This is a genomic window from Streptomyces sp. NPDC104367, assembly GCF_055583825.1.
Map to the genome: position 1 here is coordinate 214,486 of NZ_JBVJND010000015.1, position 11,689 is coordinate 226,174.

12 protein-coding genes are annotated in these 11,689 nt (G+C 73.7%); 9 read left to right on the forward strand and 3 right to left on the reverse strand.

Annotation, left to right across the window (positions count from 1 at the left end; all coding sequences use genetic code 11):
- The first annotated feature begins 17 nt into the window (after positions 1-17).
- From ACZ619_RS23750 to ACZ619_RS23760, 3 genes are read left to right on the forward strand one after another with little or no spacing between them, the layout of a single operon-like run.
- On the forward strand, positions 18-809 hold the full coding sequence (locus ACZ619_RS23750) for a hypothetical protein (protein WP_469602248.1): 792 nt from the start codon (positions 18-20) through the stop codon (positions 807-809).
- A 31-nt stretch (positions 810-840) separates the two neighbouring features.
- A complete protein-coding gene (locus ACZ619_RS23755; RefSeq protein WP_469602251.1) occupies positions 841-1,539 on the forward strand; it encodes a response regulator transcription factor in 699 nt (232 codons plus the stop codon).
- Entirely contained in the window at positions 1,536-3,371 is a 1,836-nt protein-coding gene (locus tag ACZ619_RS23760) for an ATP-binding protein (RefSeq protein ID WP_469602254.1), read from the forward strand. The genes ACZ619_RS23755 and ACZ619_RS23760 overlap by 4 nt, the downstream gene beginning before the upstream one ends.
- Here ACZ619_RS23760 and ACZ619_RS23765 read toward each other — a convergent pair.
- From ACZ619_RS23765 to ACZ619_RS23775, 3 genes are all read right to left on the reverse strand, one after another.
- A complete protein-coding gene (locus ACZ619_RS23765; RefSeq protein WP_469602257.1) occupies positions 3,364-3,612 on the reverse strand; it encodes a WhiB family transcriptional regulator in 249 nt (82 codons plus the stop codon). The two genes, ACZ619_RS23760 and ACZ619_RS23765, sit on opposite strands and share 8 nt — an antisense overlap.
- Positions 3,613-3,723: 111 nt before the next feature.
- On the reverse strand, positions 3,724-4,938 hold the full coding sequence (locus ACZ619_RS23770; protein ID WP_469602260.1) for a saccharopine dehydrogenase family protein: 1,215 nt from the start codon (positions 4,936-4,938) through the stop codon (positions 3,724-3,726).
- 230 nt (positions 4,939-5,168) lie between these two features.
- Entirely contained in the window at positions 5,169-6,047 is an 879-nt protein-coding gene (locus tag ACZ619_RS23775; protein ID WP_469602263.1) for a LysR family transcriptional regulator ArgP, read from the reverse strand.
- A gap of 121 nt (positions 6,048-6,168) precedes the next feature.
- Between ACZ619_RS23775 and ACZ619_RS23780 the strand changes: the two genes are divergently transcribed.
- From ACZ619_RS23780 to ACZ619_RS23805, 6 genes are all read left to right on the forward strand, one after another.
- Positions 6,169-6,786, forward strand: a complete 618-nt coding sequence (locus ACZ619_RS23780; RefSeq protein WP_469602266.1) for a LysE/ArgO family amino acid transporter — start codon at positions 6,169-6,171, stop codon at positions 6,784-6,786.
- Between the two features lie 162 nt (positions 6,787-6,948).
- Positions 6,949-8,268: an MFS transporter gene (locus tag ACZ619_RS23785; RefSeq protein ID WP_469602269.1), complete on the forward strand. Its 1,320-nt coding sequence runs from the start codon at positions 6,949-6,951 to the stop codon at positions 8,266-8,268.
- A 153-nt stretch (positions 8,269-8,421) separates the two neighbouring features.
- A complete protein-coding gene (locus tag ACZ619_RS23790; RefSeq protein ID WP_469602271.1) occupies positions 8,422-9,669 on the forward strand; it encodes an alpha-hydroxy acid oxidase in 1,248 nt (415 codons plus the stop codon).
- Positions 9,670-9,699: 30 nt separating this feature from the next.
- Entirely contained in the window at positions 9,700-10,371 is a 672-nt protein-coding gene (locus ACZ619_RS23795; protein ID WP_469602274.1) for a FadR/GntR family transcriptional regulator, read from the forward strand.
- Entirely contained in the window at positions 10,371-10,706 is a 336-nt protein-coding gene (locus ACZ619_RS23800) for an L-rhamnose mutarotase (RefSeq protein WP_469602277.1), read from the forward strand. Before ACZ619_RS23795 ends, ACZ619_RS23800 begins: the two co-directional genes overlap by 1 nt.
- The gene (locus ACZ619_RS23805; protein WP_469602280.1) at positions 10,703-11,578 is read left to right on the forward strand and encodes an amidohydrolase family protein; all 876 of its coding nucleotides are present in this window, start codon (positions 10,703-10,705) and stop codon (positions 11,576-11,578) included. Before ACZ619_RS23800 ends, ACZ619_RS23805 begins: the two co-directional genes overlap by 4 nt.
- The last annotated feature ends 111 nt before the right edge of the window (positions 11,579-11,689 follow it).

The following is an 11,689-nucleotide window of genomic DNA, read 5'->3' on the forward strand; positions in this document are numbered from 1 at the left end:
GCGGCAGGGTCGGTCTCATGATCGATCGCAGAACAGCTGTCGCACTCGTCGCCTCCCCGCTCCTGCTCTCCGGCTGCGGGGGAGGCGCCGAGGCCGCGCCGGGCCGCCCCGGCGACAACCGGGCGACGGGCGACGGCGGGGCGGCGGCGGACGGCCGGGCTGCGGAGGACGTCGGGGCGGCCGGCGCGACGGCCTCCCCCGTGTCCGGGAGCGGTTCCGGGCCCCGTGGCATACCCGGGCTCGGGCCCAGGACGACGGCCGCCATACCCCGGCGGGCGGAGCAGGTCGTCGTCGCCAGGGGGCGGGGCAGGGACTCGTCCGTCTCCGGCGTCGTCCTCTACCAGCGTGACGACGACGGGTGGCAGGCCGGGGCCGGCTGGCCCGCGCACAACGGCAGGGACGGCTGGAGCGACCACCACGTGGCCGGGGACCTGCGCTCGCCCCTCGGCGTGTACGGACTCACCGACGCCGGGGGACTGCTCGCCGACCCCGGGAGCAGGCTGCCGTACCACCGGTCGTACGGCTTCCGGTCGCCCGGCACCGGCTTCGAGGGCGAGCCGCTGGAGGGATCCTTCGACTACGTGATCGCCATTGATTACAACCGCGAGCCCGGCACTTCGCCGCTCGACTGGACCCGGCCCCTGGGGGCCGGCCGGGGCGGCGGCATCTGGCTGCACGTGGACCACGGCGGTCCGACGCACGCCTGCGTCAGCGTCGCGAAGGGCCATATGAAGGAACTGCTGCGCACCCTCGACCCGGACCGGCATCCGGTCGTCGTCATGGGGTACGCCGACTGGCTCGCCCGGTAGACCGCCGCCACTCCCCCTAGGATCCGAACTCGTGTGCGCACATGTGCTGGTCGCCGAGGACGACGAGATGCAGGCCGAGCTGATCCGGCGCTCCCTGCTGGCCGAGGGCCATACCGCGACCGTCGTCCACGACGGGGCCGCGGCGCTGGACGCGGCGCGCCGCCTCGGGCCCGACCTCGTCGTGCTCGACCTGATGCTGCCGGTGATCGACGGCTTCGGCGTCTGCCGGACGCTGCGCGGCGGCGATCCGGAGATCCCGGTGCTGATGCTCACCGCCCGGTCCGACGAGGACGACGTGCTGCTCGGCCTGGAACTGGGCGCCGACGACTACATGACCAAGCCGTACAGCCCCCGGGAGCTGATGGCCCGGATCCGGACCGTCCTGCGGCGGAGCGGGCGGGCCGTCGCGGTGCGCGGGGAGCCGGCCGTGACAGCCGCCGGGATCAGCGTCGATCCCGTACGGCACGAGGTGCGCCGGGACGGGGTGCCGGTGGAGGTGACCCCGGCCGAGTTCCAGATCCTGCTCGCCCTGGCGGGGGAGCCGGAACGGGTCTTCACCCGGCGGCAGTTGCTCCAGTGCACCCGGGGCTTCGACCGGTCCTCCACCGAACGGGCCGTCGACGTCCACGTGATGAACCTGCGCCGGAAGATCGAGGCCGATCCGCGGCGGCCGGTGCGGCTGCTGACCGTGTTCGGGGTCGGCTACAAGCTGAGCGGCGGACCGCGGTGAAGCCCCGGATACCGTGGCGCAGACGGCTGCTGGTCCGGCTGCTGTTCACCTCGGTGCTGATCGCGCTCTGCTCGGTGGCCGCCACCGCCTGGCTCGCGGTCACGACCACCACCAGCGCGCTGGAGGAGGAACAGGGCCAGGACCTCGCCGCCGACAACCGGATCCTCGCGCAGCTGAGCGGGTACGCCGCCGGCCACCCCGACTGGACGGGCGTGCGGCGCACGGTCAGGGAGCTGGCCGCCGAGACCGGCCGCAGGATCGCGCTGACCACCGCCGACCGCACCCCGATCGCCGACTCGGCGTCCCGTGGGACCCCGCTGCCACCGCGGCCGGCCGCCGCCGTGGACCCCCTGCACACCGACACCTACAGCGAGTCCGGCGCCCAGCTCAGCGGCATCGACCCGCGCGCCGTCGGCCCCTACCGGCTGCCGGCGCCGGAGCGCGTCAAGCTGGACAAGGAGGCGAAGGCACGGCAGTCCTGCTTCGACCGCTACGGGGTCCGCGTCCTGATCAGACACACCCCGAGCGGCCGCCCGTACTTCGCCGACGAGGACGGCACGGTCTCCGGCGACTACCTGACCGAGGACTGCGGCTACGGCCTGAACAGCCCCACGGCCACGGAGAACAAGGCCCGGGCGGCCCTGGAACGGGGCGCCGCTGCCTGCGCCAAGGACAAGGGGGGCGTGCCCGGCAACTCGTACCTGGTGATCGGCTTCGACCCGGCGGGCACCACCACCGCCCAGCGGTTCCTGGCGAAGTACGGCAGCCTGGGCACGGACAGGGCGGCCCGGATCGTGCGGAGCTGCATCGAGAGCGCCTACCGCGCCCAGCTCGACCCCTATGTCGCCCCCGCCGCCGAGCTGTTCCTCGGCATCGGCGACCAGACCCAGCCCCGCTTCGACATGTCACCGGCCAACAAGGCCAGGATCGTCGGCGCGGCCGGCCTGGTCCTCGCGGTCACGGTCGCCGTCACCGCGGTCGTCGCCACCCGTCTCGTACGACCGCTGCGGGCGCTGACCCTGGCGGCGCGCCAGCCGCCCGAACTGCACGTCCGGGCGCCGGTGCGGACCCGCGACGAGACGGGACTGCTGGCCGAGGCGTTCAACGACCTCACCGAGCGCCGGGAACGCCTTGAGGAGCAGCGCAAGGCGATGGTCAGCGACATCGCCCACGAACTGCGCAGCCCGCTCACCAACATCCGCGGCTGGCTTGAGGTCACCCGGGACGGGGTCGTGGAACCCGCCCCCGCGCTGCTGGCCTCGTTGCACGAGGAGGCCCTGGTGCTCCAGCGGATCATCGACGACCTCCAGGACCTGGCGGCCGCCGACGCCGGCACCCTGCGCGTGCACCGCGAACCGGTCCGCGCCGCCGACCTGACGGACCAGGTCGCCGCCGCCCACCGGGTCGCCGCCGACGCGGCCGGGGTCACCCTGGTGACCGACGCCGACACCGACACCGCCGTCTGGCTCGACGCCGACCCGGTGCGGATGCGGCAGGCGCTGGGCAACCTGCTCTCCAACGCCATCCGGCACACCCCCGCCGGGGGGACCGTCACGCTCACCGTCCGCCGCGACGGGGACGACGTCGTCCTCGCCGTCCGCGACACCGGTCCGGGCATCGCGCCGGACGATCTCCCGCACGTCTTCGAGCGGTTCTGGCGCGCGGAGAAGTCCCGCAGCCGCCGCACCGGAGGCAGCGGGCTCGGCCTGCCGATCGTGCGGCACCTGGTGGCCGCCCACGACGGCACCGCCGAGGTGCGCAGTGAGCCCGGCGAGGGCGCCGAGTTCACCCTGCGGCTGCCGGCGGCGGCCGCACCGGCCGACGTCAGCTGAAGCGGCGCGCGATCGTGCGCCGCCCCAGCATCCGGCGCTCCGTCTCCGTCGCACCGCCCCAGACGCCACCGGTCTGCCCCGTCTCCACCGCCCAGCGCAGGCACGGCTCCCGGACCGGGCAGCGGTCGCAGACGGCCTTGGCCCGCCGCGTCTGGCGCAGCGCCGGGCCGGTGCTGCCGATCGGGAAGAAGAGGTCGGGATCCTCGTGGCGGCACTCGGCGCGCTCTCGCCAGTCGTCCATCGAAGTCACCTGCGATCCAAGTCGACTCTGCCGTTCCGGGGGCGTCGCCCCCGTCCGGGTCACCGGAGCGGGCGCGGCCGAAACGGCCAAGTCCCGGGAAATCGCGGGCGGTCACTGCTCGCGCAGGCCCCAGGGCGAGCCGTACTCGGTGAGCAGGTCGAGGAACGGGCGGGCCGGGAACGCCTCCGGGCCGAGGACGCCCGAGCCCGACCACACGCCGGTGGCCAGGAGTTCGAGGGCGACGACCGGGTTGAGGGCCGTCTGCCACACCACGGCCTGACAACCGTACTCCGCCATCGACCACTCGTTGTCGACCACGTGGTAGAGGTACACCTCGCGCGGGCTGCCGTCCTTGGTGCCGCGCACCCAGGTGCCCGCGCAGGTCCTGCCGCGCATGCGGTCGCCCAGCGTCGCCGGGTCGGGGAGCGAGGCGGCGACCACGTCCCGGGGCGAGACCGCGACCGGCCCGTCGGGGCCCGGCACGGTCACCGGTGCGGTGCGGTCCAGCCCGAGCAGGTGCAGCGTCCGCAGCGTCTCGATGAACTCCCGGCCGAGCCCGTACTTGAAGGTGACCCGGCGCGCCTCCACCCAGCGCGGCACGAGCAGCACCTCCTCGTGCTCGACGTTCACGCACTCCACCGGGCCGATGCCCGCGGGGAAGTCGAAGACCTCGGGTTCGCTGAACGGCGCGGTGGTGAACCAGCCCCGGTCCCTCTCGTAGACGACCGGCGGGTTGAGGCACTCCTCGATGGTCGTCCAGATGCTGAAGGAGGGCGCGAAGCCGTATCCGTCCACGGTCAGGTTCGCGCCGTCGCGGATGCCGATCTCCTCGATCTCGTCGAAGAGCTCGTCGGCCGCGTACCGGGCGAACACGTCGGACAGCCCCGGCTCCACGCCCATCCCGACGAGCGCCAGCGCACCCGCCCGCTCCCACTCCCCGGCCAGCGCGAACTGCTCGTCGCCGAGCTTGACCCCGCACTCCTCGTACGGCCGTTCGGCGTGCGGCCGGGACAGCGACATCGCCATGTCGAGGTAGGCGGCGCCGGCCGCGCGGGCGGCCCGGAACAGCGGCATCACGAAGCGCGGGTCGGTGGCGTTCAGCAGCACGTCGCACCCGTGCCGGGTCAGCAGCTCCGCCACGGCCGACTCGTCGCAGGCGTCGATGCGCTCGGCCCGGAACCGCTCGTCGCCGACGGCCGCCACGGCCGCCTCGGCACGCGCCGGGTCGTAGTCGGCGACCACCATCAGGTCGAGGAACGGGCGGCGGGCCGCGATGCGGGTGACGGCGGTGCCGACACCTCCGGCTCCCACGAGCAGAACACGCATGGCGAAAACTCCTTCTCGGACACGGAGCGGGGCCGTTACGGCCGCCTCGGCCGGAATCAAACGCCGTGCCCGTGCACCAGGTCAATGGCGTGGGGCACGGGCCCCGCCGACGCCGCACGACCGCCGGCCGGCCTTCAGGGCCGTGATGCGTCCGCTTCAGGGCCGTGATGCGTCCCCCCTCACGGCCGCGATCCGTCCCCCTCACGGCCGCAACGCCTTCCCGCCCGCCCTCACGGTCGCAGGGCTTCCCGTGCCCGGGCCGCCACCGCCTCCGCGAGCGCCTCCAGCGCCGGTGAGTCCAGCTTCCACTGCTGCCAGTACAGCGGCACGTCCACCCACAGCTCCGGGCCGAGCGGCACCAGCCGGCCGCTCCGCAGCCGTGGCCCGGCCTGCGCCTCGGGCACCATTCCCCACCCCAGCCCGGCCGTCACCGCGTCCACGAACCCCTCGGACGTCGGCACGTAGTGCCGCAGCGGACCGGCGCCGTCCCGCCCCAGCCGCCGCAGGAAGGCGTCCTGGAAGTCGTCCCGCCGGTCGAACACGATCACCGGCGCCCAGGCGAGCGCGTCCGCCAGCGGCCCCGTCACCCGAGCCGCCGCGAACCCGGGGCTCGCCACCGGCAGGTACCGCATCCGCCCCAGCGCCCGCACCGCGCACCCGGGCACCGGGTCCGGCGACGAGGTCACCGCCGCCATCACCAGCCCCTCGCGCAGCAGCGCCGCCGTGTGGTCCTCGTCCTCGCGCCGCAGTTCGACATAGACGTTCGGCAGATCGGTCAGCGCGCCGAGGAACCAGGTCGCCAGCGAGTCCGCGTTGACCGCGACCGGCACCCGTACCGGCTCCCCGGTCCCGCCCATGCCCAGCTCGCCGCGCGCGTCGCCCTCCAGCCGCGCCAGCTGCCGGGCGAACCGCACCAGCACCTCGCCCGACTCGGTCGGCCGGACCGGCTTGGTGCGCCGCAGCAGCACCCGGCCCGTGCGCTGCTCCAGCGCCTTGACCCGCTGGCTGACCGCGGACGGCGTCACGTGCAGGGCCGCGGCCGCCGCGTCGAACGTGCCCTCGTCCACCACCGCGAGCAGCGTCCGCACCTGGTCCAGGGGAAGCTCCACGTCCCACTCCCGTCCTCGCCCGCTCCAGCGGCGCGACCGCCACGCGGGACTTCAGCTCCGCTAAAGGTACGTAAAAATCTTTAGCTGTACCCATCGTGATCGCTTCCGTAGCGTCGACGGCATGTCCAGCGCTCTCGCCGCCGCTGCCGCAGGATTCGGCAGCGGCCTCTCGCTCATCGTCGCCATCGGCGCCCAGAACGCCTTCGTCCTGCGCCAGGGCGTCCGCCGTGACGCGGTCCTCGCCGTCGTCGGCATCTGCGCCCTGTCCGACGCCGCGCTCATCGCCCTCGGTGCCGGCGGGGTGGGCGCGGTCGTCGTGGCCTGGCCGGGCGCGGTGCGGGCGATCGGGCTGATCGGCGGCGTCTTCCTGCTCTGCTACGGCGCCCTCGCCGCCCGCCGGGTGATCCGCCCCGGCGGCGCGGGCCTGCGCACCGAGGGCGAGGCGGCGGGCTCCCGGCGGCGCGCGGTGCTCACCTGCCTGGCCATGACCTGGCTGAACCCGCACGTCTACCTGGACACCGTCTTCCTGCTCGGCTCCCTCGCCGCCCACCGGGGCGACCTGCGCTGGACCTTCGGCCTCGGGGCGGCGCTGGCCAGCCTCTGCTGGTTCGCCGCGCTCGGCCTCGGCGCCCGGCTGCTCGGCCGGTACCTGGCCCGGCCGGCCGCCTGGCGGGTGCTGGACGGGCTGGTGGCCGCGACGATGACCGGTCTCGGGCTGATGCTGGTCGCCGGATCCTGAGACGCGTGGTTCGGCGGTCATGGAAGGTGCTGGGATAGTGATCCCGCATTCGAAAGATGTAGCGGGCACCCAGACGTCGGGCACCAGACGTCCGGCAACGGAAGTCCGGCGCCCGGAAGACCAGCACTCAGAACACCAGGACACCAGGACACCAGGACCTCCGTGGACACCAGCGAGAGCAGCAACACCTCCGACACCGCTCCGTCCGGCACCGGATCGCCCGGCGACGCCAAGGCCGCTCCGCCCGGCCGCGGCTGGCGCCGCTGGGCGATGGACACCCGCCCGCTGCGCGTCCCCGCCTACCGCCGGCTGTGGACCTCGACGATCGTCACCTCGGTCGGCAGCCAGCTCACCGCCGTCGCGGTGCCCAAGCAGATCTACGACATCACCGGGTCCTCGGCCTGGGTCGGTGCCGCGAGCCTCGCCGGACTGCTGCCGCTGATCGTGTTCGCGCTGTGGGGCGGCGCCGTCGCCGACACCATGGACCGCCGCAAGCTGCTGCTGATCACCAACGTGGGCATCGCCGTCACCTCGCTGCTGTTCTGGCTCCAGGCGGCCACCGGTCTGGAGTCCGTGGCCGCCCTGATGGTGCTGCTCGCCGTGCAGCAGGCCTTCTGGGGCCTGAACGCCCCGGCCCGCAACGCCTCCATCGCCCGGCTCGTCCCCGAGGCGCAGCTGCCCGCCGCCAACGCCCTCGGCTCCACGGTCATGCAGACCGGGCAGGTCGTCGGGCCGTTGCTCGCCGGTGCCCTGATCCCCGTCATCGGCCTGCCCGAGCTGTACCTGGTCGACGCGCTGGCCCTGTGCGTGACGGTGTGGGCGGTCTACCGGCTGCCCTCGCTGCCGCCGCTGGCCGGCGCGCCGGCCCGGCGGGCCGGGGTGCGGGAGATCGTGGAGGGGTTCCGCTACATCTCCATGCACAAGGTGCTGCTGCTGTCGTTCCTGGCCGACATCATCGCGATGGTCTTCGGCATGCCCCGCGCCCTGTTCCCGCAGCTGGCCGCCGAGACCTACGGTTCCTACGGCGAGGGGCTGGCGCTCGGCCTGCTGTTCGCCGCGATCCCCATCGGCGCGGTCCTCGGCGGGCTCTTCTCGGGCACCTTCTCGCGGGCCCGCCGGCACGGGCTGATGGTGATCTGCGCGGTGGTCGGCTGGGGCGTGGCGATCGCCGGGTTCGGACTGAGCCGCAACCTCTGGATCGGCGTGGTGTTCCTCGCCGCCGCCGGGGTCGCCGACATGGTCTCGATGGTCTTCCGGGGCGCGATCCTGCTGTCCGCCGCGACCGACGAGATGCGCGGCCGGATGCAGGGCGTGTTCACGGTGGTGGTCGCGGGCGGCCCGCGCCTGGCCGACGTCCTGCACGGCGCCCTGGGCTCCGCGTTCGGACCCCGCGCGGCCGTCGCGGGCGGCGGCCTGCTGGTCGTGGCCGTGATGCTGGGCCTGGCCGTCGCCGTCCCCGCGCTGCGTCGCTACCGCGTCTGAGCCTCGGGGGCAGGGGGTCTGGCGCTCGCCGTCACCCTTAACCGGACATCGGATGTTTAGTATGATGCGGTGGTTGCCGCGGCCGCATGGCGCGGGTCGCAGCACCCTCGCCTCCAGCGGCGGTCCGCACGGGCCGCCGCCCGCACCCGAACGGTGACCGCATTGGTACAGCGACAGATACCCCGCCCCGCCGAGATCCTCGAACTCGCCAAGTTCAAGAAGCCCGAACTCAACGGCCGCAAGCGCCGGCTGGACCGGGCCCTGACCATCCACGACCTGCGCGCCATCGCCAAGCGCCGCACCCCGCGCGCGGTCTTCGACTACACGGACGGGGCCGCCGAGGGCGAGCTGTCGCTGGCCCGGGCCCGCCAGGCCTTCGAGGACGTGGAGTTCCACCCCGCGATCCTGCGCAGCGTGCCCGAGGTGGACACCGCCACCACCGTCTTCGGCGGCCCCTCCGCCCTGCCCTTCGGCATCGCGCCCACCGGGTTCACCCGGCTCATGCAGACGGAGGGCGAGACCGCCGGCGCCGGCGCGGCCGGTGCCGCCGGGATCCCCTTCACGCTCTCCACGCTCGGCACCGCGTCGATCGAGACCGTGAAGGCCGCGAACCCGCACGGGCGCAACTGGTTCCAGCTGTACGTCATGCGCGACCGGGAGATCTCCTACGGCCTGGCCCGGCGGGCCGCCGACGCCGGGTTCGACACGCTCTTCTTCACGGTCGACACCCCGGTCGCGGGCGCCCGGCTGCGCGACAAGCGCAACGGCTTCTCGATCCCGCCCCAGCTGACCCCGGCCACCGTCCTCAACACCCTGCCCCGGCCCTGGTGGTGGTGGGACTTCCTGACCACGCCCAAGCTGGAGTTCGCCTCGCTGACCTCCACGGGCGGGACCGTGGGCGAACTGCTGGACTCGGCGATGGACCCCTCCATCGGCCTGGACGACCTCAGGGTCATCCGCGACCTGTGGCCCGGACGGCTCGTCGTCAAGGGCGTGCAGACCGTCGAGGACGCCAAGAAGCTCGTCGGCCTGGGCGTGGACGGCATCGTCCTGTCCAACCACGGCGGCCGGCAGCTCGACCGCGCTCCCGTGCCGTTCCACCTGCTGCCCAAGGTCGTCAGGGAGGTCGGCAAGGACGTGGAGATCGCGGTCGACACCGGCATCATGCACGGCGCCGACATCGTCGCGTCCATCGCCCTCGGGGCGCGCTTCACCCTGGTCGGCCGCGCCTACCTCTACGGACTCATGGCGGGCGGACGCGAGGGCGTCGACCGGGCGATCGCCATCCTCGCCGACCAGGTCGTCCGTACGATGAAGCTCCTCCAGGTCTCCTCCCTGGAGGAACTCGCTCCCCGCCATGTGACCCAGCTGACCAGGACGACACCCCTGCAGCTCGGATAGACATCCGATCATTTGGTCTAGAGTGGTCGCATGGCCGTCACCGACGTAGCGATTCTCAAGATCAAAGAAATGATCGTCTCGGGCGATCTCTCGCCCGGATCCAGGCTTCCTCCCGAGAAGGAGCTGAGCGAGGCCCTCGGGCTCTCGCGCAACTCGCTGCGCGAGGCCGTGAAGGCGCTGGAGGTCATCCGCGTCCTCGACGTACGGCGCGGCGACGGCACCTATGTCACCAGCCTCGAACCGCGGCTGCTCCTGGAGGCCATGTCGTTCGTCGTCGACCTCCACCAGGACGACTCGATCCTGGAGGTCCTCGCCGTACGGCGGATGCTCGAGCCGCAGGTGGCCGCCCTCGCCTGCCGCTCGATCACCGACGCCCAGCTGGCCGAGATCGAGAAGCAGCTCGCGGACGTCGGCGAGGACGCCGACGTGGAGAGCCTGGTCGCCCACGACATCGCGTTCCACCACGCGATCGCCGAGGCGACCGGCAACGCCTATCTGACGAGTCTGCTCGACTCCCTGTCGAGCGACACCGTCCGCGCCCGCGTCTGGCGCGGCATCACCGAGGGCGGCTCGGTCTCCCGCACCATCGACGAGCACCGCAGCATCCTGGATGCCGTCCGGCACCGGAACCCGGAGCTCGCCCAGGCACTGATGTTCGCCCACGTCTCCGGCGTGGAGCACTGGCTCAGAAAGGCCCGCTGATGCGCGTCGCGCTGCACTCCGAGATCCGAGAGGGCGCCGTCGATCTCTACCGGGAACGGCACCTGCGGATACCCGACGACCTGGTCGCCGTGTTCGGCCGGCTCGGCATCCACGACTGGACCATCTGGCGCTCGGGACGGCGGCTGTTCCACCTGGTCGAGTGCGACGACTGGGACGCGGCCTACGCGGCCCTGCCGCAGGAGCCCGCCGACCAGGCCTGGCAGCGCGACATCGGGCGGTTCGTCGAACTGTTCCGGGACGCCGACGGCGCGGCGGGCACCGGCCCGCTCGAACAGGTCTGGGACCTCGCGGCGCAGCGGGACGGCGGACGGTGACCGGGCCCCTGCCCGGCGGCGGGGCGGCCGGCACGGAGCTGATCGACGCGCACACGCACGTCTGGGACCCGCGCCGGCTGCGGTACGACTGGCTCGCCGGTACGGCGCTGGACCGGCCGCGGCTGCCGGCCGACATCGACGACGCCGACGGCGCGGTGACCCGCTGGGTCTTCGTCGAGGCCGACGTCACCCCGGACTCGGCCCTCGACGAGGCCCGCTGGGCCGGGGCGCTGGACTGGCCCGGACTGGCGGCGGCGGTCGTGGCGGCCGACCTGGAGGCGCCCGACGCCGGTGAGCGGGTCGGCCGGGCGGCCGCGCTGCCGTTCGTGCGCGGCATCCGCCATCTGCTCCAGGGCCTGCCGGACGAGCGGCTCGCGGCGCCCGCGCTGCGCAGGGGACTGGCCGAGGTGGCCCGCGCCGGCCTGGTCTTCGACGCCTGTGTGCGCTGGACCCAGCTGGACGCCCTGGACCGCCTGCTGGCCGGCTCCGGCGACGGGATCACCGTCCTCGACCACCTGGGCAAGCCGCCGGTGGACGAGGGGCTCGGCTCGGACGCGGGACAGGCCTGGCTGGCGGCGCTCGGCCGGCTGGCCCGGCACGAGCGGCTGACGGTGAAGCTCTCCGGACTGCCCGCCGAGGCCCGCGACGCCGACACCCTGCGCCGGCACGGCCCGGACCTGCTGCGCGCCGCCCTGGACCTGTTCGGCCCGGAGCGCTGCCTGTTCGGCGGTGACTGGCCGGTGAGCACCGGGACCGACGGCAGGACGACGACGGCCGAGTGGATCGGCCTCGTGCGCGACGCCGTCGGCGCGCGGGACTGGCCCCAGGTCGCCGCGGGTACCGCGCGCAGGGTCTACCGGATCGCCGACTGAGACGACGGTGCCCGGCTCCCCGTTATGTTCTTCGCGGCTCCGCAATGGGGCCGCTGGCCTCCGGGCCCGGCATGACTGTGTCCCCCTGTCGAACGGATGACCTGGGGGGTG

Coding starts and splice junctions, on each gene's coding strand:
- ACZ619_RS23750 (WP_469602248.1), top strand. CDS start 18: ATGATCGATCGCAGAACAGCTGTCGCACTCGTCGCCTCCCCGCTCCTG.
- ACZ619_RS23765 (WP_469602257.1), bottom strand. CDS start 3,612: ATGGACGACTGGCGAGAGCGCGCCGAGTGCCGCCACGAGGATCCCGAC.
- ACZ619_RS23770 (WP_469602260.1), bottom strand. CDS start 4,938: ATGCGTGTTCTGCTCGTGGGAGCCGGAGGTGTCGGCACCGCCGTCACC.
- ACZ619_RS23780 (WP_469602266.1), top strand. CDS start 6,169: ATGTCCAGCGCTCTCGCCGCCGCTGCCGCAGGATTCGGCAGCGGCCTC.
- ACZ619_RS23795 (WP_469602274.1), top strand. CDS start 9,700: ATGGCCGTCACCGACGTAGCGATTCTCAAGATCAAAGAAATGATCGTC.
- ACZ619_RS23800 (WP_469602277.1), top strand. CDS start 10,371: ATGCGCGTCGCGCTGCACTCCGAGATCCGAGAGGGCGCCGTCGATCTC.